Genomic DNA, 25,444 nt, shown 5'->3' with positions numbered 1-25,444 from the left:
CATCCGGGTCTCGCCTTTTCCCGAGGAGCGTCAATTTTGAATCGCCGGAATGTCTTGAAGCTGGCCGCGCTGTCGGCTGTACCCGGGGCTTTGCAAACCCTCGCCACACGGAGCGCCTTCGCGCAAAGCGGTCCCATTCAGTTCGCCTGCCCCGTGCCCATGTCGGGCCCGTTTGCCGCGAACGGCAAGTACGCTGACCTGGGCATGAAGCTCGCCATCGAGCAGTACGGAAAGGTGCTTGGCCAGCCGCTGACTTATACGGTCCTCGATACCGAAGGCAAGCCCGCCACGGCTGTGCGCCGTGTGCAGGAAATCGCGCAGCAAAAGAATGCGCGCTTTTTCGCGGGCGGCATCCTGTCATCCGAATCGCTTGCCATGGGCAAGGAAGTCGAGAAGGCAGGCGGCATTTTCATTACGACCGCCGGCGCCGATGAAATCACCGGCAAGGACTGCAACAGCGCAACGTTTCGCTGGTCCGTGCCCACCTTCGGCGCGATCGAGCAGACCGTACGCCCGCTGATCCAGACGCTGCCGAAAGCGAAGCGCTGGTACACCATCACGCCGCAATATGTTTTCGGCGACGGTTTGTTGTCGGCTGCAAAAGCGATCTTCCAGGAGAAGGGTATCGAGCATGTGGGTAACAGCTACCACTCGCTCAATGAAAAGGAATTCAGCGGTTATCTGACCAATGCAGTCGCGGCGAAACCGGACGTGCTGCTGATCCTGAATTTCGGCTCGCAATCCTCCGATACCTTGCGCCAGGCTGTCAGCTTCGGCATGAAGAACAACTGCACGATCCTGATGGCATGGGCCTCGGGCCTGGAGCAATTCGAGGCGCTGGGTCCGGACCTTTGCGAGGGTGTGTATTTCGGTGCGCAATACTGGCATTCGATCGATTCGCCGCTCAACGCCGATCTCGTGAAGCGCGCGAACGACGCGTTCAAGGCGAACCCGAACTACAGTCTGGCGGGCTCGTACATCTGTACGAAGATTCTGCTGGATGGCATTGTCAAAGCGGGCACGGCTGATCCGAAGAAGGTCATCGCGGCGCTCGAGGGGATGAAGTATGCAGGCCTGACCGGCGCTGAGGAAATCCGCAAGGGCGACCACCAGGTGCTGAAAAACTACTACTTGCTCAAGGGAAAAGCGAAGGCGAAGATGAAGAACAAGGACGATTACGCGGACATCGTGAGTTCGGGCCAGTCGTTCCTGCCGCTCGATAAAACCCAGTGCAAGATGGCTTGATCGCGTGCGGGCGAGCGCGCGACCAAGCGCGTTCGCATCGATTCATTTCAGACGAAAAGCCATGAACGTTTATCTGTTGCAGGTCGTGAACGGCATTGGCATCGGGATGCTGTACTTCCTGCTCGCGGTCGGATTGTCGATTGTCTTTGGCTTGCTGCGCTTCGTGAATTTCGCGCACGGCGCATTCTATTTGCTGGGCGCGTACTTCTGCTACCAGGCCATGCAATGGTCGATGAGCTTCTGGGTCGCGCTCGCCGTGGTTCCAGTGGTGGTCGGCGTGCTTGCATGGGTGGTCGAGAAGCTGATCCTGCGGCACGTCTACGCGCAGCAGCACGAGTTCCATATCCTGGTGACCGTGGGCCTTGCACTCGTGCTGCAAGAGCTCACCATCGTCATCTGGGGTCCCATTGGCGATAACGTGCCGGTGCCTGACATCCTGAACGGCGTGGTGATCTGGGGCAGTTTCATCTACCCGAAATACCGCTTGTTCGTGATCGGCTTTACAGCGGTTCTCGCGCTGCTCCTTTGGTGGCTGCTCGAAGGAACCCGCCTGGGAAGCGCGGTACGTGCAGGCAGCGAATCTACAGAGATGGTGGCGCTGCTCGGCATCAACGTGTTGCGAGTATTCAGCCTCGTGTTTGCACTCGGTGCGGGGACAGCCGCGCTTGCCGGCGTGCTTGCCGCCCCGATTCGCGGGGTCGATCCGTTCATGGGCATCGAAGCGCTGAGCGTCGCGTTCGTGGTGGTCGTGATCGGCGGGATGGGGAATTTCCTTGGTGCGCTGGTAGGTGGCTTGCTGGTTGGAATCGTTCAGAGCGTCATGAGCACGTTGTGGCCCGAAGGCGCGCGTCTGATGATCTATGTCGCCATGGCGGCCGTCCTTTTACTGCGCCCGAACGGGCTGCTTGGCAGGGCCACGTGAATTCGAAACCACTCGATACCCGCGCCCCGCAGCGCTCGTTCAAGGAAGCGCTGTTTCACTATCGGTTCATCCTGTTTGCTGCAATCGTGGTCTGCCTGTTGCCGCTCACTTTGAGTTCGGGATCGCTCGCAACCGAAGTGCTGGTGTACGCGCTGGCCGCGCTCGGCTGCAACCTGCTGCTCGGCGCAACGGGATTGCTGTCCTTCGGGCAAGGCATATTCTTTGGCCTCGGCAGTTACAGCGCCGGTCTCGTGCTCACCAGGACGGGCCTCCAGATTCCGCTCGCTTTGGTCGCCGCGATGCTGGTCGGCGCACTGGCCGCTGCACTCGTCGGCTGGTTCTCGATACGCCAGCGCGGTACGTACTTCGTGATGCTGACGCTTGCGTTCGGGCAGATGTTTTATTTTCTCGCCTATACGTCGCCCGACCTCACGGGCGGCGACAACGGCCTGCTCGGGATTCCACGTCCCGCGCTTTCGCTCTTCGGCAAGCAGCTCTTGCCGCTTGCATCGCCATGGCAGTTCTATGCGTTTGTCGCCGTGCTGTTCCTGCTGGCGTTCTGGATCCTCATGCGCGTGTCGCATTCGGTGTTCGGCCGCACGCTGCTCGCCATTCGCGACAACGAAGCGCGCGCCGCCGCCGTCGGCTACGACGTCAAGCGTTTCAAGCTCGCGGCGTTTGTCGTGTCAGGCGCGGTCACGGGACTTGCCGGCGCGCTGCATGCGTTGATGACGGGCATTGCGCCGCTATCGAACATCGACTATCACACGAGCGAGATGATCCTCGTGATGACGGTGATCGGCGGCACGGGGAATCTGTTTGCCTCGGTGCTCGGCGCGGCATTCTATGTGCTGTTTTCCGACTGGCTTTCGACCTTGTGGCCGCGCTGGCTCCTGCTGCTCGGGCTGGTTTTGATTGGAGTCAGCCTCTTCATGCAGCGCGGCCTGTGGGGACTGGGCGAGCGGATCGTGCAGCGGCTGAGGCAACGCGGTGCGCGCAGCAATACGGAGGTCTCGTGAGCGAAGCCATTCTGCACGCAACAGCGGTGACGAAACGCTACGGCAAGTTCACCGCGCTCGACGACGTCACGCTGAGGATCATGCCGCGCACGGTGCATTCGGTGATCGGCCCGAACGGTGCGGGCAAGACAACGCTGTTCCACGTGCTCACGGGCACGCTGCCGATCACTTCCGGCAACATCGTGTTCGATGGACACGACGTCACGCGCGAAGCGGATTACCGACGTGTGAAGCGCGGCATCGCCCGGTCGTTCCAGGTGACGAGCCTGTTTGCAAACCTGAGCGTGCGCGAAAATTTGCGGGTGGCGGTCCAGGGCGTCGATTCAAATCACGCGTTCAACGCATGGATGCCACCGCGCGGCGCGCTCGAGCACACCGGCATTGTCGACCCCATCCTGGAGCGTCTCGCACTGACGCGTTTTGCAGGGACGCTTGCCGGCGCGCTTTCGCATGGCCAGCAGCGCAGGCTCGAGGTCGGCATGGCGCTCGCGGCGCGGCCCAAGGCGATCTTCCTCGATGAGCCGACGTCAGGCATGGGTATCGATGATCTCGACGACATGAAGCAGCTCATTCGCGGCCTGCGCGACGACTATACGGTGGTTCTGATCGAGCACAACATGGGGATCGTGATGGACATCTCCGACACCATCACGGTCATGCAGCAGGGACGCGTACTGGTCGAAGGCCGACCCGACGATATCCGCGGCGACGAACGCGTGCGCCGTGCCTATCTCGGCAACATGATTACCGGAGGCCGCGCATGAGCATGATCCTCGATGTGCAGGACGTCCACGCGTTTTATGGCAAGAGCCACATCTTGCAGGGCGTGTCGCTGAGTGTAGGCGAGGGTGAGACGGTCACGCTCCTCGGCCGCAACGGCGCGGGCAAATCCACGACGCTCAAAACCATCGCGGGCGTGGTCGCTGCTCAGCGCGGCAGCGTGAAGTTCAAGGGCGCGGACATCGGCAAATCGCAATCGCACAGGATCGCGGCCTTGGGCGTGTGCTTCGTGCCGGAGCACCGTGGCGTGTTCCGTTTGCTCAGCGTTGAGGAGAACCTGAAGCTCGGCGCCCGCCGCGATTCTCCGTGGCAGCTCGCCGATATCTATCGCATCTTCCCGCGCCTGAAAGAGCGTCGCACCAACGGCGGCGCGCAGCTTTCCGGCGGCGAACAGCAGATGCTCGCGATCGGCCGGGCGCTGATGAATCACCCGCGGTTGCTCATGCTCGATGAACCCGTGGAAGGCCTCGCGCCTGTGATCGTGGAAGAGATCGTCGCGCAACTGAAGCTGATCAAGGAGGCGGGCATTGCCATCCTGCTCGTCGAGCAGAACCTCGAAGTCTGCACGCAACTGGCGGATCGCCACACCATCATCGAGCAGGGTCGCATTGTGTATGAAGGCGATAACGCCGCGTTCACTCGCGACGATGCGATCAAGGACCGCTACCTCGGCGTAGGCGTGGTCTGAACCATTCGTGATCCGAAACAATTGACTGGAAGCCGCATGAAAATCCTGATTGCCCGAATGAATCACGAGACCAACACGTTCTCGCCGGTGGCTACGCCGCTGGAGGCGTTTGGCCGCAAAGGCCCGGTTCATGGCGAGGATGCGTATCGCGAGAACAAGGGCATGCAGACTGCGATGTCCGCTTTTATCGATGCCGCGGAAAACGCGGGCGCACAGATCGTCACGCCGGTGTCGGCATCGGCGAATCCGAGCGGGCCTGTCGCAGCGGCTGCCTACGACGCGATCTGCAATGCGATTGTCGATGCCGCGCAGGGTTGCGACGCCGTCATGCTGGATCTCCATGGCGCGATGGTCGCGGAGAATTCGAACGACGGCGAAGGCGACCTGCTCGAACGCGTTCGTGCCGCGCTGCCTGGTGCGCCCATCGCGGTTGCGCTCGATCTGCATGCGAACGTGACGCAGAAAATGATCGATAACGCCGACGTCATGGTCAGCTTCAAGACCTATCCGCACGTGGACATGTACGAATGCGGCGCGCATGCCGCGCGGCTTTTCTTCGATTTGCTGGAGGGACGGTCGCGTCCTGTGATTGCGTGGTCGCAGCCGCCGCTGATGACGCATACGCTGCGCAGCGCGAGCGCGGCCGGCGCGATGAAGCGCGCGGTGGAAGCCGCGCAGGCGGCGGAACGCGAGGGCATGCTGGCCGTTTCCATACTGGCGGGATTTTCTCTCGCTGATATTGCGAAGCCGTGCATCAGCGTGGTCGTGGTCGGCGACGGCGATCGCGAAGCGGCCGCACGCGTGGCCGAGCGTATTGGCCGGCAGATCTGGGACGAGCGCGAGGAATTTCTTTATCGCAGCCCGTCGCTGGCGGATTCCGTGGCGGAAGGTGCGGCGCTCGCTCTAGATGCCGACAAACCGGTCCTCCTCCTCGATCACGGCGACAACTGCATGTCGGGCGGCACATGCGACACCATGGACGTCTATGAGGAAGCTGTCCGTCAGGGCATGACGGGTATCGTGATGGGGCCGATATGCGATCCTGAGGCGGTTACGAAGCTGATGGCCGCTGGCGTGGGTGCAACCGTTACGCTGGACGTCGGCAACAAGCTTGCCGGTCGTGCCGCGCACCCCCATGCGCCGGTGGCGCTCACGGGCGTCGTGCGCGCGCTCACCGATGGCGAGTATGTGATCAGCGGACCGACCTACACGGGACAACGCGCGTATATGGGCCGGGCGGCGGTGCTCGATCTCGGCGTCGCGAAGATCGTCCTGACCGAGCGCACGCACGAACCTTGGGATCTCGGCGTGTTTGAAAGCGTGGGTATCGATCCACGGCGTGCCACCTTCTTGATTCTCAAATCGCGGATGTATTGCCGTCCGGTGTTCGTGCCGATAGCAAAGGGTCTGGTCGAATGCGACAGCCGGGGCGTAACCAGTTCGGATTTCAGTTTGTTTGATTTCGGTAATGTGCAGCGGCCGGTTTATCCGTTGGACGCTGACGTGAGCTGGTAGGTGATTGATCAAGGCAAATGCCGCGCGTTTTCCTGAATTTTTGCGGCGCGGCTCGAACGGATGAATCACCGCTTGGGCAAGCTGGCTTCGTCCTTGATTGCGGTGCAGCAAATGACACGGCGGTGGTCGAGGTCGGGCTCGACGTGAGTGTTGGCAAGAGTGCCACGGTGGGAATTTCGTATTCCGGCCAGTACGGCGGGGGGTATCGCGATAATGCGATTCAGGGAAATGTGATGTGGCGGTTTTGAGGGGTTGAGTGCGGCGGTCGTGGGGTTGATCGCAGCGGCTGCGATCAACCCCACGCTTACTGCCAAAAATCAGCACGAACGAAACGGGCGGCCCAAGCGCCCAACCAAACCTCCTGTACGATTGACGCCTCAATCCAGAGGCGGAGCGCCCAAGGCTCATGAACCTGCAACGATCCCGTGCACGCAATGCCCTTGCGCTGCTCGCCGCATTCCTGATGTGCATGCTCCGCCCCGCGTTCGCGGCCGACACCATGGAGACCGAACAACCATCCACCACGATCAGCGACGTCCACGTCTTTACCATCGCTGACGATGGTTCCCTCACCGAAGACGATGAAATCACGCTGAAAGCCAACACATCCGCAGGTATTGGCGATGTCGCGCAGCGGTATGTCTGGTTCGACAAATCCACATCGACGGTCCAGGTCAGCGACGCCTATTCCGTCAGCGCCGATGGCACCCGCCACGACGTTGCCCCCGACCAGATCCGCGAGATCCAGGAACCGCGCTCCGCCGGCGCCCCGACCTTCGCCGACGGCCGCCTCAAGGCGGTGATCTTTCCTGCCGTCGATGCCGGGTCGACCGTGCATCTGCGTTTTCACAAGACGGTGTCGAAGTCGGTCATCCCCGGACAGTTCGATTATTTCGTGGAGCCCGCCCGCGGTCCCGTTCAAAGCCAGACGCTCGTCTTCGACCTGCCCGAAGACAAGCCGCTTTACGCCGATGCACGCGGCTACAAAGCCCTGCCGCCTGTCACGCACAACGGCCGCACGCGCTACGAATTCGCATACAGCACGCTGCACTACGACCGCGTTGAAGCGGGTGCGGTCGGCTACGTGCAATTCGGCGATCGACTGATGGTATCGACGTTTCCCGATTACAAAAGCTTCGCGGCGAGTTATCGCGATGGCGCCATCGATCCAACCTCAAACGATCCCGCCATTCGCAATCTGGCTGAATCGCTGACGCGTAACAACGCCACCTCCCGCGAAAAAGCCGCGACGCTCTACGACTGGGTTCGTCACAATATTCGCTACGTATCGCTTTATCTGGGGCAAAGCCCCGCCGTCCCGCACAAGGCGTCGCAGATCCTCGCGAACCGCTATGGCGACTGCAAGGACTACGTGGCGCTGTATGGGGCGTTGTTATTGGCGGCCGGAATCGAGAACGAGCCGGCGCTGGTCGCGCTCGGATCGGTGTACACATTACCGTCGGTGCCGGGCTACGGCGCGAGCGCGATCAATCACATCATCACGTGGCTGCCGGGCTTGAATATGTACGCCGATGCCACCGCTTCCGCCGTCGAGTTCGGATATCTGCCGCTTGCCGAGATGGATCGGCCGGCATTGCTCGTTGGCGATGGCACGCTCACACGGACACCGCCAACGCAGCCGCTATCACGCGATGTGCGTTTGCAAATCGCGGTAGCGCCGGATGGATCAGCGGCGTTTTCGTCGCAAGTTGAAGATGGGGGGTGGAGCGCGGGACCCGAGCGCGCGATCCTGCGGCACGCGGCACCCCAGCGCCGTCAACAAATCGCCGATGCCCGTCTGCATGCGACCGGGCTGCGCGGCGCTGCGAGCCTGACGGCAAGCGACCTGGATGCCACCGGCACGCCTGTCACCACGACGTTACGCGGCACGCTCGATGACGTCGTATGGTCAACCGGAACCACGGCATTGCCGGCGCTCACGAGTTTGTCGGGCGGCATCGCATCGCAAGTCGAGAACCTGCTTGCCGAACGCGTTCGCACGCAACCGTTCGTGTGCATTGGCGGCAACTTCAACGAAGTCGCGCAACTCAGCTTGCCGAAGACCGTGCGCGTGAATGACGTCCCCGCGGACACCAATATCAGCGATACGTTCTTTACGTATTCATCTCGCTATGTATTCGATCCTGCGACCAACCTGCTCCAGACCGAGCGTCATCTGCAGGCGAACTTCGGCAAGCAGGTGTGCTCGCCCGCCGAGTTCGCCGCCATGCAGCCGGCGTTGAAACGCATTGAACGGGATACGAAGTCGCAGGTCGTCGTCAAGTCGACGACGAATTGAACGACATCAGGCGGCAGCCTTGGAAAAGTCCTGCTCGCCGCCAAGCGTATCGACGATATCCGCCAGCATCTTTGCGAGTTCGCCCGTCATCAGCGTGAAGTCGGAATCGAAGACTTCGTCGTCACCGTGCGCGGTGGGATCGGTCGCTTCCTTGATGACATCGAGCGGCGTGATGCGCTTGATGGTCAGTGACGGCGTCAGCACGAAAGAGATCCGGTCCTGCCACGTCATCGCAAGACGCATGCATTGCTTGCCCGCTTCGATATGACGGCGCATGTCGTCGATCTCGAGCGCATGGCCGACATAACGCACGGTCGCGTTGCCTTCGCCGCTCGAACGCAGCTCCGTGTCCTGATCGAGTGAAAAGCCACCGGGACCTTCGCCCGACAGCAGCCAGTCCGTCATTGCCGCGACCGGCGCCATTGCGACACGCACGCTTGCAAGCGGCAACTGATCGATCGATTTCACGAGCAGACCGAGGACGTCGTCAGCGAGCGTGGGCGATGCTGCATCGATCACGAGCCAGCCGTTGACGGTATCGATCCACACGCGCGTATCGCGGCGAATGCTGAAGGCGCGCGGCAAGAGTTCGTCGGTGACTTGTTCCTTGAGTTCGCGCATTTGCTTGCGGCCAGGCTTGAATCCCTGCTGCTCTTCCAGCTCAGCGGCGCGTTCCTTGACGAACTGCGTCACCACCGAGGCCGGCAGCAACTTCTTTTCCGCGCGCGCGACGAGCAGCATCTGGCGATTCTTGGCATAGACGAGTGATCCGTCATCGCGCGGCGCTGCCCAGCCGTGGCTCTGCATTTCCACGCCGCCACCCGGCACGAACGCGTGCGGAGCAAGCCATTTTTCGATCTGTTCAGGAGTGACGGCCCAAGGGGCCGGGAGACGATGAAGCTGAAGGTTCTTGAACCACATAGGCATCCGGGCAAAACGCACTATTCTATAGGACAGTGAACAGGCGTTTGCACAAATGAACCTCGACATGCGGCAAGCTGTATCGGCAGACTCTGAATGGTTGTACGAGACCTACAAAGAAACGATGGTCGGCTTCGTCACCCAAGCGACCGGCTGGGACGAACACGCTCAACGAACGGGATTCGCGAAAGGCCTTCGCCAGGGTTCGTGCAGGATCGTGATGCAAGGCGACGAGCGTTGCGGGTTCGTGCACTGGGAGGTCGAACCGGATCTGGTCTGGCTGCGGATGTTGTGCGTCGTTCCTGCGGTGCAGCGGCAAGGCATCGGACGCGAGATGCTAAACGACATGGTGTCGTTGGCGTACAGCTTGAACAAGCCGCTTTACCTGCATGTCTTCCGAAGCAACAGGATCGCGTATGCATGGTACGGCCGGGAGGGTTTTGTCGAGACAGACGATGACGCAACAGTCGCTACATTGATGCTGGGCGGCGGGTAGAACCGGAACCGCCCAACCGAAGCACAGGTTCTAGAGTTCGGCAATCTGCGTGGTCAGTTCCCTGATCATCCCGCCCAGATACATGGCCGTTTCTTTTCCCGATTTCTCCGGGTTGTTGAAGCTGCATGCCACGATTTCCTTCAGCAACCCCGCTTCGAGCGCTGCCTGCACCATTTCGACTGCTTTCCTTGCTGCCTCGTCCCTGGCGTACACGGTCATGGTCGTCCCCTCGAGTGGCCGATATCGGCTGGTTCGATTCTACGCGCGTGCTGACACCGTGCCGCTTGACGACGATACGTTTTAAATGGTGCAACGCAGGGACCATGCGATGAACGGATGATGGCGCGAAATGCGCGCCATCATCCGAGGTGTTTGAAGCGGGGCTGCAAGCTCACTCGCCGCCCCTGGCTCGCTGAAAATGTTTGGCAACAACTTTCGAGGAGAACGCGAGTTGTTTTTAATTTATCCGAAAAACGCGAGTTGCTCAACGGCAATCGAGTTTGTCCGAGGGACATACTTCGCCCAATACCATGTAGCGCCGGCAATTCGCCGGAAACGGCAATTCAGTTTTGCAGTTCTCTGGCAAATAATCGGAATGCGAAGGCACGCAATGCAACTTCAGCGCCGTTGCGTTGTGTGCCGTTTGTCAAAACTATCAGCTTTGATCTTGCGCGTGTTGCGCAGCTTGTTCGATTAACGCGGCGACTTCCTTCGGATGCGACTCATAAACGGAATGGCTGGCGCCCGGGATCTCGACAGTGTGACTGTGCGCACGCGCGGCGTACATGCGCTCCAGATCCGGGTTGATGATCTTGTCCGACTTGGCAACCATGTACCAGCTCGGCTTGGTCTTCCACGCCGGGTCGGGGATCTCGCCGGAGAAGACCGATGCTGCCGTCGGCATCTGCGCATTCGCTTCGAATTGAGCTTGCTTCAGCGGCAAGTCGGCCGCGAAGTCGGCCGGGTAATCGGCCGGATTCAAGAACAGGAAACCGTCCGGCGTCTTCACGACGGCCTTCGTCGAGTTCGGATACTTCTTGCCGTTGCTGACTTCGGTTTCACCCACATCGAGCGCATGTGCTGCGATATAGACCAGCGCCTTCACATGAGGATCGTTGCCGGCTTCCGTGATGATCGCGCCGCCATAGCTGTGACCCACGAGCACGACCGGGCCGTCTTCACGATCCAGAACGCGCTTGGTTGCGCTCACGTCTTCGCCAAACGATGTCAACGGCTCCTGCACGAGCTTCACGTTGTATCCGTCTTTCGTCAGGATGTCATAGACAGGCCGCCATCCGGCTCCGCCAACAAACGCGCCATGAACCAGAACGATGTTCTTGATCGGTCCGTGAGCCGGGGGCGCCGCCATCATGGCAGCGGGTGAAGCCTGCTGATCCTGCACGGGTTGCATCTTCATTTGCATTTGCTGAGCGAATGCGCCGGTTGAAACCAATGCGCTTGCGATGAGCGAGAGGACCAGTTTGGCATGGATCTTCATTTTCAAAACTCCAGGATATAAGCGGTGTGTGTAGGGGCGAACACCGTCATGTCCCACCTATTCCATTTGATCTGAAAAATTTTTAATCTGGCGCAGCGTTAAAGAATGGCGCTCGTTTGCCGTTAATCAGCCTTGGAGTTTCGAAGCGACGCTTGCTTCGAGCCCGGGCTAGACCGAAATTTTCTCCCGCACGGTCTGGCCATCAAATAGAGGGATGCGCGCGCGTTTTCCAAGATGCGAGCCGATTTCCCCTTGTGTCCTGTGGCGCCGAAACCGGAGTCATGACAGAGAGACGACACGCCCAGTTGTCATCGCGATGGCTTACAGCATCGAAAGCTAAGGCATCGTCATTTCGGAAGCCTTGCAAATGATTCGCTTTGGCTTCGCCATGCGCATTGGTATTGCCCGCCTTTCAAACTCAAATAACAAGGTCATGTTGATGAATCAGTTCAAAGTTGTGACGCGCCTCTCGGCGGCTTTTGGTGCATTGCTGGTGCTTCTCGGCGTGGTGGCTTTCGTCGGGCTGTTTGGAATGTCGAGAATCAACGACACGCTGACGAACATCGTGGATCGCAGCACTCAGGAAATGACGCTTGCGCAGACCATGCGTTCTTCGCTGGACCAGCGTTCCATTGCGATCCGCGACATGCTGCTGTTCGAGGACGAGAAAGAGGTCAAGGCCAACGTCGACAAGATCAGGCATGAAGAAGGCATCTATGACGACGCAGCGCGTGCGCTCGCCGCGACGTTTGCATCCAGCGGACATGTCAGCGACACCGAGCAGACGCTCCTGACCAAGCTCAAGTCCGACGAAGCCACCACCATGCCGCTGATGGCGCGCACGGCGCAGCAGATCTTGTCGAACGACAAGGCGTCGGCAAACCAGTCGCTGATCCAGGAAGTGCGTCCCAGGCAGATCGAATGGCGCGGGACGTTGCGCTCGCTGATCGAGCTGGAAAAGAAAACCATGTTCGACGACGCAAGCCGTGCGCAAGCCGGTTACGCGCGCCTTCGTGTGGTGACGCTCGGGGCGGCGCTGGCTGCGTTGATCATCGGCGTGGTGGCCGCGATGGTCATCACGCGAAGCATCCTGAAGCAACTTGGCGCGGAACCCGGTGAAGCGCAGCGCGTGGCAAGCGAGATCGCGGGCGGAAACCTGAGCGTGCCGGTCGTTCTCGGTCGTGACGATGACCGCAGCCTGATGGCATCGCTCGAAGCCATGCGCGCGCAGTTGAGCGCCATTGTCAGCGGCATCAAGACATCGGCGGATTCGATCGCGGTTGCCGCGAACGAGATGGCGCAGGGCAACCTGGACTTGTCGCAGCGCACTGAAGAGCAGGCGGCGTCGTTGCAGGAGACGGCGTCGAGCATGGAAGAGCTGACATCCACGGTCAAGCAGAATACCGATAACGCCAAACAAGCCAACATTCTTGCCAAGAGTGCGTCGGATGCAGCGGCTGCCGGCGGTCATGTGGTCGAGAGCGTGGTCAGCAAGATGCAGGAGATCTCCGCGAGTTCATCGAAGGTGGGCGAGATCATTACGCTGATCGAAGGCATCGCGTTCCAGACCAATATCCTCGCGCTGAACGCTGCGGTGGAAGCGGCGCGTGCAGGTGAACAAGGCCGCGGTTTTGCGGTGGTCGCAGGTGAGGTGCGCACACTCGCACAACGGTGCGCAAGCGCTGCGAAGCAAGTGAAGGATCAGATCGGCGAATCGCTCGGTCACGTGGATACAGGATCGAGTCTCGCCGCCGATGCAGGCCGCAGCATGAACGATTTGCTGACGTCGGTGAGACACGTGACGGACATCATGGCCGAGATATCGGCGGCTTCGTCGGAGCAGAGCACCGGGATAGAACAAGTCAACGTTGCTGTCAGCCAGATGGATGAGGTCACGCAGCAGAATGCGGCACTCGTCGAACAGGCCACCGCCGCGGCGCAAGCGATGGCCGATCAGGCCAACAGTCTGCGTGAAGCGGTCGGGGTGTTCAGGGTGGCAAGCCTGGGTGAGCGCGGGACCCGAATGCTTGCGGCGTGATTTTTTTAAACGCCGCCTGATGCTTGCACCGCCCATGAGGCGAACATGACGCGCTTGTAATCCTGGCGTCAGCCTGGAGCCACGGTTGGGTGCGCAGAATGACAGTCAGGCATCGCTCATAGAAAGCAGTGCCGCACTGACGTTCCACCACTCAAGAGGCAACCATCATGAAAGCATCGATATGCGCAACCATCGCCGCCGCTGTCATCGCGATTCCTTCCTTCGCTTTTGCTCAGGCCGATACCTCGGGCAACGCCCCTATCACGCGGGCACAGGTCAGGGCCGATCTGGTTCGGGTCGAACAGGCGGGGTATAACCCGGCAAGCAGCGACATAAATTACCCGGCGGATATCCAGGCCGCCGAGGCAAAACTCAACGCCGATCACGCTTATGGCGGCGTATCGAACGGTTCGGCGAACGGGGCTGCGGTTCAGAATTAGGGTCAGCGACGCGCCGCCTGAGTTGCGCGGGGTGCGGACAAGCGCCTCGCGCTCAATACTCGCTCGTTAGGCACCCGTCCTCGCGGCGCCAGGCGGATCAGGGTAATTGCCAGTATCTTAAAGTTGTTGGAAATTTGTATGATGACCACATCACCCAACAAATTAATGATGCTGCATACATGTTCGAAAAGATTCCCGCGCGGGCGCTGAGCGACTCCGTCGCGCAACAACTCCTTCTGCAAATCGAAAAGGGCGGCTTCACAAGCACCGGCAAATTGCCGACGGAAGCCGTGCTGGCGCAGGAGTTCGGCGTCAGCCGGACCGTCGTGCGGGAAGCGATTTCCCGCCTCAAAAACGAGGGCATGGTCGAACCGCGGCAGGGTAGCGGCGTGTTTATCGTCGAGCGGGCGGGGATCCGGCCGCTGCGCATCGACTACGCGCAGGCCGTGGAGCCGGGAGCGGTGGTGCAGATACTGGCATTGCGCCGGGCTATCGAAGCCGAAGTCGCGGCGGAAGCGGCCATGCGCCGGACCGATGAACAAATGGACGTCATTGAAGCGAAGCTGGCGCAAATCGATGTCGCCGTTGAGCAAGGCGACGACGGCGTCACTGAGGATGTTGAGTTCCATCGCGCCATTGCGAGCGCCACGGGCAATCCGTACTTCCTCACCACGCTCGCTTTCCTCAATCAATATCTTGAAGCGGGCACGCTGGTGACGCGCCGCAATGAAGCGTTGCGTGAAGATTTTTCTCGGCAAGTGCGCGAGGAACACGCGCGCATTGCAGCCGCCATTCGCGCACGCGATCCGCTGGCCGCGCGCAATGCCGCTCAGACTCATCTATATAACGCCGCTCGGCGCCTGGCGGAAGCCGGAATCTGCTGACGTATCAATCGAAAGGATAACGAAATGTCCAGAAATGTAGGCGTGATCGGTTTGGGTGCAATGGGTCTGGGCGTGGCGCGCTCGCTGCTGCGCGCAGGTTTCAAGGTGCATGCATGCGATGTCCGCACTCAAGTGCTCGAAGCCTTTGCAGGCGAAGGCGGGATTGCCTGCGCGACGCCTGCTGAGTTGGGCAGCCAGTGCGAGGTCGTGGTCACCGTTGTAGTCAACGCAGCGCAGACCGAGACCGTGTTGTTCGGCACAGACGCGCAACCGGGCGCGGTTGTATCGATGAAACCCGGCGGCGTGGTGCTCGCATGTGCAACGGTGTCGCCCGCGTTTGCAATCGAGCTTGGAAAACGCGTGGAAGCGGCCGGTCTGCAGATGCTGGATGCGCCCCTGTCGGGCGGCGCAGCACGCGCCGCCTCAGGCGAGATGACGATGATGACCTCCGGTCCCGCTGCCGCGTACGCTGCCTGCGAAGACGTGCTCGCGGCAATTGCGGGCAAGGTGTACAGGCTGGGTGACACCCACGGCAAAGGATCGAAGGTCAAGATCATCAACCAGTTGCTTGCCGGCGTGCATATTGCCGCGGCCGCCGAAGCCATGGCGCTTGGCCTGCGCGAAGGCGTGGACCCTGACGCGCTCTACGACGTCATCACGCATAGCGCCGGCAACTCGTGGATGTTCGAGAACCGCGTGCCGCATATTCTCGCCGGCGATTACACGCCGCTGTCCGCCGTGGATATCTTCGTGAAGGATCTCGGCCTCGTACTCGATACCGCGCGTGCGTCCAAATTCCCGCTGCCGCTGTCCGCTGCAGCGCATCAGATGTTCATGATGGCTTCCACAGCCGGTCATGGCGGCGAGGACGACTCGGCGGTCATCAGGATTTTTCCGGGCATCGACCTTCCGAAAGGAGAGAAGTAATGACGAAAGCCCTGCTTGGCTGCATTGCCGACGACTTCACCGGCGCAACCGATCTCGCAAATATGCTCGTGCGCAGCGGCATGCGCGCGGTTCAGACCATTGGCATCCCTGCATCGAATACGGAGATCGAAGCCGACGCGCTGATCGTCGCGCTGAAGTCGCGCACGATTCCCGCAGCGAATGCAGTTACGCAGTCGCTGGCCGCGCTCGAATGGCTTCGCGCCCAGGGTTGCCAGCAGTTCTTGTTCAAGTACTGCTCGACTTTCGATTCCACCGATGAAGGCAACATTGGCCCCGTTGCGGACGCATTGCTCGACGCACTCGGCGACGACTTCACCATTGCATGTCCCGCGTTTCCCGAGAACGGCCGCACGATCTATCGCGGGAATTTGTTTGTCGGCGATGTGCTGTTGAACGAGTCGGGCATGCAGAATCATCCGCTTACGCCCATGTCGGACCCGAACCTCGTGCGTGTGTTGCAGCGCCAGACAAAGTCGAAGGTCGGGTTGATCGCGTATGACGTGATCGCAAAAGGCGCGCAGGCGGTGCGCGAGAAGATCACCGCGCTGAAAAGCGAGGGCGTGCGTCTTGCCATCGCCGATGCTATTTCCGACGCCGATCTCTACGTACTCGGCGAAGCATGTGCGCAGCTGAAATTGATCACGGGCGGGTCGGGCATCGCGCTCGGTTTGCCGCACAACTTCCATGCAGCAAATCTGCTGGCTGAGGCCACGCATGCATCCGAGTTACCGTCGATCGAAGGAAGATCGGTCGTACTGGCGGGGAGTGCATCGAAGGCGACCAATGAACAAGTTGCGTATTGGCGCGAGAACAAACCGGGCTTTCGCATCGATCCACTTGCATTATCGCGTGGAGAGTCCGTCGTCGAACAAGCGCTCGCATTCGCCGCGGAGCGTTTGGACGAACCCGTGCTGATCTACGCCACCTCCACGCCCGATGAAGTGAAGGCCGTGCAGAAGGAACTCGGCGTGGACAAAGCGGGCCATCTGGTCGAGCAGGCGCTGGCGTCGATTGCAGCAAAGCTACGCGATGCCGGCGTGCGCAAGTTCGTGGTCGCCGGTGGAGAAACATCGGGCGCCGTGGTCCAGGCGCTGGGTGTGAAGTCATTGCGCATTGGCGCGCAGATCGATCCTGGCGTGCCGGCGACACAGTCCATCGGCGATGAACCCATCGGCCTCGCACTGAAATCCGGCAACTTCGGCACGAAGGATTTCTTCGTGAAGGCGCTGAAGGCTTTGGACGGAGCAGCTTGATGGCGACCGGTGAAACCCGCATTCGCGAAGAGATCTGCGAGACCGGCGCAAGTCTGTATGAGCGTCGATACACCGTCGGCAGCGCCGGCAACATCAGCGCACGTCTCGACGACGGCTGGCTCATCACCCCGACCGACGCCTGCCTCGGCCGGCTCGACCCCGCGGATATCGCCAAGGTCGATAATGCCGGCAATCACGTGTCGGGCGGCAAGCCCTCCAAGACGCTCGCCTTGCACAGAAAGATCTACGAGAACAATAGCGACGCACACGGCGTGGTCCATACCCATTCAACGCATCTCGTTGCATTGACGCTCGCCGGTGTCTGGCGCAACGACGACGTGCTGCCGCCCCTCACGCCTTACTACGTGATGAAAGTTGGACACGTGCCGCTGATTGCTTACCGGCGCCCGGGCGATCCGGCTGTAGCGGAAGAAGTCGCGGCGCTCGCATCGAAGGTGCGTGCCGTGCTGCTGGAACGGCTCGGCCCTGTCGTGTGGGAAAAATCCGTCAGCCACGCGTCTTATGCGCTGGAAGAACTCGAGGAAACCGCGCGGCTCTGGATGCTGGCGCTTTCGACCAATGCACCTCTTCCTGAGCCGCTCGAAGAAGCGGCCATCGATGACTTACGCAAGACCTTCAACGCGCGATGGTAGCGAAGCGGGTCTGATCACCCAACTTGATTCCTGGAGACAAGCATGACCCCTGAACAAGCCGTGCCGCCGGGCGGTACACGCGCGCCCGAAGCAGCCCGTTACGACGACAAAGAACTTGCGAGCACTTACAAGAAAGTCTTCTGGCGCATCGTGCCGTTTCTGATGTTGTGTTATGTGGTCGCTTATCTGGATCGCGTGAACGTGGGCTTCGCCAAGCTGCAGATGTCCCAGGATCTCGGTTTTAGCGAGACGGTATTTGGACTGGGTGCGGGTGTGTTTTTTCTTGGCTATTTTCTGTTCGAACTGCCAAGTAATATATTGATGCACAAGATCGGCGCACGCATCTGGATTGCGCGGATCATGATTACGTGGGGCATCCTCTCCGCGCTTTTCGTGTTCGTCAAGACGCCCACGCAGTTCTACATCTTGCGTTTTCTCCTGGGTCTCGCTGAAGCCGGTTTTTACCCGGGCGTGATCCTGTATCTGACGTACTGGTTTCCATCGCACCGGCGCGCGAAGATCATCGCGGTATTCATGTCGGCTATTCCGGTTGCGGGCATCTTCGGCAATCCGCTGTCCGGCTGGATCATGCAAACCTTCTCCGACAGCCGGCACTTCGAAGGCTGGCAATGGATGTTTCTCATTGAAGCGATCCCGGCGTTGCTGATCGGCATTGCGACCATTCTTTATCTCGACAACAACATCCGCAGCGCGAAGTGGCTGACAGAACCGGAAAAGCGCCTGCTGGAACACGAAATCAGCACGCAGCCGCAACACGCAAGCGATAGCACCAAACATTCGCTGCGCGCGCTTTTCGCCGATCGCCGCACCTGGTGGATGTCGCTGATCTACTTCGCATTCGTGACAGGGCAATACGGCCTCACGTTCTGGATGCCGACGTTCATCAAATCAACCGGTGTGACCGGGGCATTCAACATAGGCTTGTTGAGCGCGATCCCGTTCCTGGTTGCAATCGTCGTGATGAACATCCTGGGCCATAGCGCCGATAAACACCGGGAGCGCCGCTGGCATCTGATCGTGCCCGCGCTTGCAGCGGCGGTTGGCTTTTCGGTTGCGGCATCGTTTGCAGGCAATACAGCGATATCGATCATTGCGTTGTCTGTCGCCGCCGCCGGCGTATTGACCTGCGCGCCGCTGTTCTGGTCGTTGCCTACGGCGTTCATGTCAGGTGCGGCGGCAGCAGCCGGTATCGCGGTCATCAATTCGATCGGTAATCTCGCCGGTTTTGCAAGCCCGTACATGATCGGTTATCTCAAGGACCTCACGCACAGCACCGCGAGCGGCATGTATGTACTTGCGGCCATGCTGGTGATCGGCGCCATTGCCACATGGCTCGTGCCGGCCAAGCTCGTGAATCGCTGAACTGAAAAGGAGTTTATTGCCATGCCCCGTTTTGCCGCCAATCTCACGATGATGTACACCGAGCACGCCTTCCTCGATCGCTTCGCTGCCGCGGCGAAAGATGGCTTCAAGGCTGTGGAATTCCTGTTCCCGTATGACTTCCCGGCCGCCGATATCAAGGCGCGTCTCGACGAAAACGGCCTGAAACAAGCCTTGTTCAATGCGCCGCCCGGTGACTGGGCGGCAGGCGAGCGCGGGATTGCGTCGTTGCCTGGACGCGAAGAAGAGTTCGCGCGTTCGCTCGATAAAGCCCTGGAATACACCGCCGTGCTCGGCAACAAGACGCTGCACGTGATGGCCGGATTGATCACGCCGGAGCAGCCGCGCGAAGAACATCGTGCGGTCTATCTGAAGAACCTCGAACGTGCTGCAGGCGCGGCGCGTTCAGCGGGTATCAAGGTGGTCATCGAGCCGATCAATACACGCGACATCCCGGGATTTTTTCTCAACCGTCAAGACGATGCCCAGGCGATCTGCGCTGAAGTCGGTGCGCCTAACCTTCAGGTGCAGTTCGATTGCTATCACTGCCAGATCGTCGAAGGCGACCTTGCAGTGAAGCTCAAGCGCGACATGAAACGTGCGAACGCGGGCATCGGGCATATTCAAATTGCGGGGGTGCCGGATCGCAATGAGCCGGACGTTGGCGAACTGAATTATCCGTATCTTTTCGATCTTATCGATTCGCTGGGCTATGACGGCTGGATCGGCTGCGAGTACCGGCCGAAAGCGGCTACGTCGGATGGCCTCGTCTGGATCAAACCCTATCTGCAACGTGCGTGAGTGAAGCCATGAACATTCTCATTACCGGCGGCGCCGGTTTTCTGGGCCAGCGGCTCGCACGCGGCCTCCTCGAACGCGGCACGCTGATGGGCAAGCCGATTGCCAGCCTCACGTTGCTCGACGTGGTACGCGCGCCCGATTTCGACGATAAGCGCGTACGCGCCGAGACGGGCGATATCGCGGACAGAAGCGTGCTGGAACGCTGCATCACCACCGATACGCACGCGATCTTCCATCTTGCCGCGATTGTCAGCGGTCAAGCGGAAGCGGATTTTGAACTTGGCATGCGCATCAATCTGGATGCGTCGCGATTGCTGCTCGATGTATGCCGGACCCTCGGCCATGCGCCGCGCGTGTTGTTCACGAGCTCCGTGGCGGTATATGGCGGCGTGCTGCCTGATGTGGTTCGCGACGATACTGCGCTGAATCCGCAGTCATCGTATGGCACGCAGAAAGCGATCGCAGAATTGCTGCTGTGTGATTACTCGCGGCGGGGTTTTGTCGATGGGCGTGTGCTGCGCCTGCCTACCATCAGCGTGCGGCCAGGCAAGCCCAACGCCGCGGCTTCATCGTTTGCGAGCGGCATCATTCGCGAGCCGCTGAATGGCGAACGCGCGGTATGTCCGGTGGACGGCAATACCCGTTTGTGGCTCCTGTCGCCGCAACAGGCGATTGAATCGTTGATCGCAGGGTGCGAACTCGATCAGGCCGCGCTGGGTCTCTGGCCCGTGGTCAACCTGCCTGGTTTGTCGGTCAGCGTGACTGACATGGTCGATGCGCTGAAGGAAGTGGCAGGCGAAGAGGTGGCTTCGCTGATCGACTGGAAGCCAGATCCGAAGATTGAAAAGATCGTGGGAAGCTGGCCTGGCGCGTGGGACGTCTCACGCGGTGAGAAACTGGGCTTGAGCGCCGACAACAGTTTCGCCGATGTAATACGCGCATTCAGGAAAGGTTAGAAACGGTAATCCGGGGATCGCGCTTTGAGTGCGGATCCCCGGCCAACGCACTTAAAGCGCGACTTGCTCACGCCATTTGTATTGCTGCTGCCAGCCAAGCAGGCGCTTCAACTTGTCGTTGCTAAGCAGCGTCTCGAACTCTCCCATTTGCTTCTTCACCGGCACGCCCGGATAAAACTCCTTGAGCAAATCGGCGGTCGACCGGTCCGATGAAACGTCATCGGCCGCGACGTTCATCACTTCAAACCCGAGCCCGTCTTTTTCGATGCCAAGCCGGCACGCCGTCGCCAGATCGCGTCCATCGATATAACTCCATGCAATGCGTTTGCGCAGACCCGGGTCCTTGAGCCATGTCGGGAATTTCTGATAATCGACAGGGTCCAGTACATTGCCAATCCGGAAGCAGTAGATATCCGCGCCGGTGCGCGCATGGAAAGCCTTTGCTGTGACTTCGTTGATCACCTTTGACATGGCGTAGCTGTCCATGGGATCGACAGGATATTCCTCGTCCAGGGGGAAATACTCCGGATTGCGATGCCTGTGCGCGAACACTACGCCGTACGTGGTCTCGCTTGAAGCCACGATCACTTTCTTGATGCCGAGCTTCGACGCCGCATCGAGCACGTTGTAGGTCGCCATCACGTTGATGCGGAAGACCTCGTTGTCCGGCACGATCAGGATCCGCGGGATTGCAGCGAAGTGGACGATTGCATCGATGGGCTTGGGCTCGATGTCGTCCTCGAATTCCTTGAGCACCGTCGTCGACGCAAGCGCATTGAACACTTGGCCCGCATCGGTCAGGTCGGTGATCAGCGTTCGCGCAATAGGCTTTGCCATAGGCACGCGGTCGAGGTTCAACACTTCGTAGCCGTGTGCGACAAGATCCTCAACGACCCATTTGCCGGCCAGCCCGCTGCCGCCGGTCACTATTACTCGCTTCGTCATGTCTCGTGCTCCTGATCTGGTTTTATAGGGACGTCACCTTGAGATGCATGGTACAGAGGCCCGCACGCAGCTTCTGTGACGAACTTCATAGTCCCACGATGCCGCGCATCAGGGACAACCCCGATGCACATGTATGACGCCCGTCACAGACTCGCCAACCTTGCGCCGCCTACGATCCTACTAAACCAGAATCAGAACAAGGAGACATCGGTGGCTGCAATATCGTCCAAAGAAGATCCGCACCGGCAATCGTCGGGACTTACCGCCACGTTGCGCGGCCTGCTCAAGATCCGCGAGCTGAATATCTTCTCCGTATTGCTGCTTGTCGGAATCCTGATCAGCATCTTTTCCCCTTATTTCCTTACTACGAACAACCTGATGGGCGTCTTCAGGTCGTTCTCGCTGATCGCCATCATGGCAATAGGCATGATGCTCGTGATCATTACCGGTGGGATCGATTTGTCTGTGGGATCGGTGATGGGACTTTCATCGCTCGTGACTGCGCTGGCTTTCCAGCACGGCGCGGGTCCTGTGGTCGCGGTGATCGCGGGGCTCGTGGTCGGACTCGCGGTTGGCTGCTTCAACGGTTTGCTGATCACCTGGATTCAATTGCCGCCATTCATTGCCACGCTGGGGACGTTGAGCATTGGACGTGGCCTGATGTACATGATCACGAAGGGCGTGCCGGTCACGCCCGATGTTCCCGACAGTTTCACGTTCATCGGGCAGGGGTATGTGGGATTCGTCCCGTTTCCCGTGATCATCATGATTGTAATGACCCTCTGCTTTTCTGTGCTGATGCGGCAAACGCGTTTCGGCCGGCATGTTTATGCCACCGGCGGTAATGAAATGGCGGCGCGGCTCAGCGGCGTGCGTACGTTCCGCGTCAAGTTCATCGTCTATGCGTTGTCGGGTCTCATCGCCTCCATTGCAGGCGTCGTCAGCTTCTCGCGGTTTGTATCGGCGGAACCGGCTTCGGGGTTTGGCGCCGAGCTGGACGTGATCGCCGCAGCAGCCATTGGCGGTGCGAGTCTTTCCGGCGGTGCGGGCAGCGTGGAGGGCGCGATCATTGGCGCGGCGCTTGCCGGGATCATCACGAACGGCGTGGTGCTGTTGAACATCGATACCTATGCGCAGCAGGCCATTACCGGCTGTGTGATCCTGCTCGCGGTCAGCATCGATATCTGGCGCGTGCGCCGAAAGGGACGTTGAGATCTTCGCTTCCCAACCTTTGTTTCACCACTAAAAACTAGACCTTTGGAGACGAAAATGGATAAAGCATTTCGCAGCGTGATGAGCATGGCCGTGGCGACGGTTGCGCTTTCTATGGGTGCATCGGCAAACGCCAAGGACGCAAAGGATATCTCCGTCGCCGTGGTGCCGAAGGTGGCGGTTCCCTTCTTCGATGACTGCAACAAGGGAGCACAGACAGCCGCCGACAAGCTGGGCGTGAAGTATCAATGGGTCGTGCCGCAAAACACGCAGGGCTCCACGCAGGTCAAGATCATCGAAGACCTGATTTCGAAGCACGTGGATGGCATCGCCATTTCCGTCAACGAACCCAAGTCAGTTGAAAGCGTGATGAAGCGCGCACAGCAAAGTGGTATCAAGGTGTTGACGTTCGACTCGGATTCGCCGAAGAGCGGACGTTCCATGTACATCGGCACGAACAACGAATCGGCCGGCGCGACGATGGCCGAGACCATGGGTCGAGCGCTGAACGGCAACGGCGAGGTTGCGATCATCACTGGTCAACTCGGCGCGGTGAACCTGAACGAGCGCATTGCGGGCATCAAGAAGGGCCTGGCGAAGTATCCGGGCATCAAGATCGTGGAGACGCAGGGAACAGAAGACGATCTTGCAAAAGGCGTTTCGGTTACCGAGACCACCTTGCGTGCGCATCCGCAGTTGAAGGGAATCTTCGGGGTGAGTCAGGTGGGCGGCCCGGCGGTGTCGAAGGTGCTCAACACCAAGGAATTCGGCGCGATGAAAGGCAAGCTCGAAGTCTTGGCATTCGATGATCTCCCCGACACGCTCAAGGCGCTCAAGGACGGTTCCATTCAAGGGATCATGGTCCAGCGTCCCGTCACCATGGGCTCGCTTGCTGTCGATAACCTGGTCGCGCAGATCCAGGGAAAGGGCGAGGCGCCCAAAGATATCGATACAGGCGTGACGGTAGTGACGAAGGACAACATTGGCAGTTACACGAAGTAAGCAAAGGGAACGTCATGGCAACGCCATTCCTGGAAATGCGCGCGATTTCCAAAACCTTTCCCGGAGTGAAGGCGCTCGATGGCGTGAACCTTCAAATCCGGCAAGGCGAAGTGCTCGCGCTTGCCGGAGAGAACGGGGCGGGCAAGAGCACGCTCATGAAAATCCTGACGGGCGTCTACGCGCCTGACCCCGGCGGCAAGATCCTGATAGAAGGCAATGAGGTCGAGATGCGCGATGGCAATCATGCCCGCGCGCTTGGTATCGGCATCATTTATCAGGAGCTATCAGTCGTTGAAAACCTGAGCGTGGCTGAGAATCTTTTTCTCGCGCGCGAGCCGCTCAACCGAGTAGGGTTGCTCGACCGGCCGCGCATGGAGCGCGAGGCCAGGGCGATGCTCGAGACCATCGAACTGGATGTCGATCCGTCAACGCGTGTTAGCGAATTGAGCGTTGGGCAGCAGCAGATGGTCGAGATTGCGAAGGCGCTCGCGTATCAGTCGAAAGTCATCATCATGGATGAGCCGACGGCATCGCTCAGTCATCACGAGACACGCACCCTGCTGCAACTGATCAAGCGGCTGCGCGAGCGGGACATTGCGGTGGTTTATATCTCGCACAGGCTCGAGGAGATATTCGAACTCGCCGACCACGTGACCGTTCTACGCGACGGCCGTACCGTCGATACTTCGCCCATTGCGGAAGTCACGCGCGATTCGCTGGTTCGCATGATGGTCGATCGAGAACTGAGCGACCTGTATCCCGGTTCGTCCAGTTCGCACGCAACCGGGGTTCCCGTGCTGGAGGTTCGCGATTTGTCCTTGCGCGCAACGAAGGGCGCCGAGGCGCGGATCAGGGATATCGACTTCACGCTACATCGTGGGGAAATTCTCGGGGTTGCGGGACTGGTGGGTTCAGGGCGCACGGAAATCATGGAGATGATCTTCGGCATTCGTCCCTGCACGGGAAGTATCGCCGTCGACGGCAAGAGCGTGAGCATCCGCAATCCCCATGATGCGATTGAACATGGCATCGGCTTTGTGACAGAGGACCGCAAGGCGCAAGGACTGGTTCTCGGAATGAGCGTGCGCGAAAACTTCAGCCTCACGCATCTCAAACGTTATTCGCCTTTCCAGTTCTTGCAGCGCGCAAAGGAAGACGAGAGCTGCAAGCAATTCGTACGAAGTCTTGGCATCAAGACCCCAGGTACCGAGCAGAAGGTGGTCAACCTGAGTGGCGGCAATCAGCAGAAGATCGTCATCGCGAAATGGGTTGCACGCAATCCAAAGGTGCTGATCGTCGATGAACCCACGCGCGGTATCGACATAGGCGCGAAAGCGGAAGTGCATGCGCTGCTCGCGCGTCTCGCTTCGCAAGGCATCGGGATCATTGTGATCTCGTCCGATTTGCTTGAAGTGCTCGCCGTTAGCGACAGGATCCTGATCGTGCGTGAAGGGCGACTGAACGGCGAAATGACCCGCGCCGAAGCGACCCAGGAACGCGTGATGGCGGCAGCAACGGCATGAAATTC

General features: G+C 59.8%; 24 protein-coding genes. 20 read left to right on the top strand and 4 right to left on the bottom strand.

The annotated features are described in order from the left end of the window. The first annotated feature begins 36 nt into the window (after positions 1-36). From AX768_RS28785 to AX768_RS28750, 7 genes are all read left to right on the top strand, one after another. Positions 37-1,245 carry an ABC transporter substrate-binding protein gene (locus AX768_RS28785; protein ID WP_062003436.1) on the top strand — a complete coding sequence of 403 codons (1,209 nt, stop codon included), beginning with the start codon at positions 37-39 and terminating at the stop codon, positions 1,243-1,245. A gap of 61 nt (positions 1,246-1,306) precedes the next feature. After that, positions 1,307-2,167, top strand: coding sequence for a branched-chain amino acid ABC transporter permease (locus AX768_RS28780; RefSeq protein WP_062003435.1), 861 nt, complete (start codon positions 1,307-1,309; stop codon positions 2,165-2,167). Further along, positions 2,164-3,186, top strand: a complete 1,023-nt coding sequence (locus AX768_RS28775) for a branched-chain amino acid ABC transporter permease (RefSeq protein WP_062003434.1) — start codon at positions 2,164-2,166, stop codon at positions 3,184-3,186. Before AX768_RS28780 ends, AX768_RS28775 begins: the two co-directional genes overlap by 4 nt. Beyond that, entirely contained in the window at positions 3,183-3,950 is a 768-nt protein-coding gene (locus AX768_RS28770; protein ID WP_062003433.1) for an ABC transporter ATP-binding protein, read from the top strand. Before AX768_RS28775 ends, AX768_RS28770 begins: the two co-directional genes overlap by 4 nt. A 2-nt stretch (positions 3,951-3,952) precedes the next feature. Continuing rightward, the gene (locus tag AX768_RS28765; protein WP_062003747.1) at positions 3,953-4,654 is read left to right on the top strand and encodes an ABC transporter ATP-binding protein; all 702 of its coding nucleotides are present in this window, start codon (positions 3,953-3,955) and stop codon (positions 4,652-4,654) included. Between the two features lie 36 nt (positions 4,655-4,690). Next, entirely contained in the window at positions 4,691-6,169 is a 1,479-nt protein-coding gene (locus tag AX768_RS28760) for a M81 family metallopeptidase (protein WP_062003432.1), read from the top strand. A 406-nt stretch (positions 6,170-6,575) separates the two neighbouring features. Beyond that, on the top strand, positions 6,576-8,468 hold the full coding sequence (locus AX768_RS28750; protein WP_062003430.1) for a DUF3857 domain-containing transglutaminase family protein: 1,893 nt from the start codon (positions 6,576-6,578) through the stop codon (positions 8,466-8,468). A 6-nt stretch (positions 8,469-8,474) separates the two neighbouring features. On the opposite strand, the gene AX768_RS28745 is transcribed toward AX768_RS28750, so the two are convergent. Then, entirely contained in the window at positions 8,475-9,389 is a 915-nt protein-coding gene (locus AX768_RS28745; protein ID WP_062003429.1) for a recombination-associated protein RdgC, read from the bottom strand. A gap of 55 nt (positions 9,390-9,444) precedes the next feature. Between AX768_RS28745 and AX768_RS28740 the strand changes: the two genes are divergently transcribed. After that, entirely contained in the window at positions 9,445-9,885 is a 441-nt protein-coding gene (locus tag AX768_RS28740) for a GNAT family N-acetyltransferase (protein WP_062003428.1), read from the top strand. 30 nt (positions 9,886-9,915) lie between these two features. Here AX768_RS28740 and AX768_RS28735 read toward each other — a convergent pair whose 3' ends face one another. Together AX768_RS28735 and AX768_RS28730 are read right to left on the bottom strand one after the other, a co-directional pair. Next, positions 9,916-10,104 (bottom strand): hypothetical protein, encoded by a 189-nt coding sequence (locus AX768_RS28735; RefSeq protein ID WP_062003427.1) that lies wholly within the window; start codon positions 10,102-10,104, stop codon positions 9,916-9,918. A gap of 436 nt (positions 10,105-10,540) precedes the next feature. Then, entirely contained in the window at positions 10,541-11,389 is an 849-nt protein-coding gene (locus AX768_RS28730) for an alpha/beta hydrolase (RefSeq protein WP_439823411.1), read from the bottom strand. A gap of 433 nt (positions 11,390-11,822) precedes the next feature. Between AX768_RS28730 and AX768_RS34210 the strand changes: the two genes are divergently transcribed. The 9 genes from AX768_RS34210 (at position 11,823) to denD (ending at position 20,757) form a co-directional block, all read left to right on the top strand. Next, on the top strand, positions 11,823-13,421 hold the full coding sequence (locus AX768_RS34210; protein WP_172812038.1) for a methyl-accepting chemotaxis protein: 1,599 nt from the start codon (positions 11,823-11,825) through the stop codon (positions 13,419-13,421). Positions 13,422-13,588: 167 nt separating this feature from the next. After that, positions 13,589-13,861, top strand: coding sequence for a DUF4148 domain-containing protein (locus AX768_RS28720; RefSeq protein ID WP_062003425.1), 273 nt, complete (start codon positions 13,589-13,591; stop codon positions 13,859-13,861). A 179-nt stretch (positions 13,862-14,040) separates the two neighbouring features. Continuing rightward, positions 14,041-14,745, top strand: a complete 705-nt coding sequence (locus AX768_RS28715) for a FadR/GntR family transcriptional regulator (RefSeq protein ID WP_062003424.1) — start codon at positions 14,041-14,043, stop codon at positions 14,743-14,745. Positions 14,746-14,769: 24 nt separating this feature from the next. Continuing rightward, positions 14,770-15,672, top strand: a complete 903-nt coding sequence (ltnD, locus tag AX768_RS28710; RefSeq protein ID WP_062003423.1) for an L-threonate dehydrogenase — start codon at positions 14,770-14,772, stop codon at positions 15,670-15,672. After that, positions 15,672-16,946: a 3-oxo-tetronate kinase gene (otnK, locus tag AX768_RS28705; protein WP_062003422.1), complete on the top strand. Its 1,275-nt coding sequence runs from the start codon at positions 15,672-15,674 to the stop codon at positions 16,944-16,946. The genes ltnD and otnK overlap by 1 nt, the downstream gene beginning before the upstream one ends. Further along, a complete protein-coding gene (gene otnC, locus AX768_RS28700) occupies positions 16,946-17,599 on the top strand; it encodes a 3-oxo-tetronate 4-phosphate decarboxylase (protein ID WP_062003421.1) in 654 nt (217 codons plus the stop codon). Before otnK ends, otnC begins: the two co-directional genes overlap by 1 nt. A 42-nt stretch (positions 17,600-17,641) precedes the next feature. Further along, positions 17,642-18,982, top strand: coding sequence for an MFS transporter (locus AX768_RS28695; protein ID WP_062003420.1), 1,341 nt, complete (start codon positions 17,642-17,644; stop codon positions 18,980-18,982). 21 nt (positions 18,983-19,003) lie between these two features. Beyond that, positions 19,004-19,801, top strand: a complete 798-nt coding sequence (otnI, locus tag AX768_RS28690) for a 2-oxo-tetronate isomerase (RefSeq protein WP_062003419.1) — start codon at positions 19,004-19,006, stop codon at positions 19,799-19,801. 8 nt (positions 19,802-19,809) lie between these two features. Beyond that, complete coding sequence (denD, locus tag AX768_RS28685; protein WP_062003418.1) at positions 19,810-20,757, top strand: D-erythronate dehydrogenase; 948 nt, start codon at positions 19,810-19,812, stop codon at positions 20,755-20,757. Between the two features lie 51 nt (positions 20,758-20,808). On the opposite strand, the gene AX768_RS28680 is transcribed toward denD, so the two are convergent. Further along, entirely contained in the window at positions 20,809-21,702 is an 894-nt protein-coding gene (locus AX768_RS28680) for an NAD-dependent epimerase/dehydratase family protein (protein ID WP_062003417.1), read from the bottom strand. A gap of 210 nt (positions 21,703-21,912) precedes the next feature. Between AX768_RS28680 and AX768_RS28675 the strand changes: the two genes are divergently transcribed. The 3 genes from AX768_RS28675 to AX768_RS28665 all read left to right on the top strand — a co-directional run bounded on the left by AX768_RS28675 (position 21,913) and on the right by AX768_RS28665 (position 25,439). Further along, entirely contained in the window at positions 21,913-22,914 is a 1,002-nt protein-coding gene (locus AX768_RS28675) for an ABC transporter permease (RefSeq protein ID WP_062003745.1), read from the top strand. An 81-nt stretch (positions 22,915-22,995) separates the two neighbouring features. Beyond that, on the top strand, positions 22,996-23,916 hold the full coding sequence (locus AX768_RS28670) for a sugar-binding protein (RefSeq protein WP_442857277.1): 921 nt from the start codon (positions 22,996-22,998) through the stop codon (positions 23,914-23,916). 14 nt (positions 23,917-23,930) lie between these two features. Beyond that, positions 23,931-25,439: a sugar ABC transporter ATP-binding protein gene (locus AX768_RS28665; protein WP_062003415.1), complete on the top strand. Its 1,509-nt coding sequence runs from the start codon at positions 23,931-23,933 to the stop codon at positions 25,437-25,439. The last annotated feature ends 5 nt before the right edge of the window (positions 25,440-25,444 follow it).

The organism is Burkholderia sp. PAMC 28687 (assembly GCF_001577465.1).
GTDB lineage: Bacteria > Pseudomonadota > Gammaproteobacteria > Burkholderiales > Burkholderiaceae > Caballeronia.
This window is presented reverse-complemented; position numbering and strand designations above follow the sequence as displayed.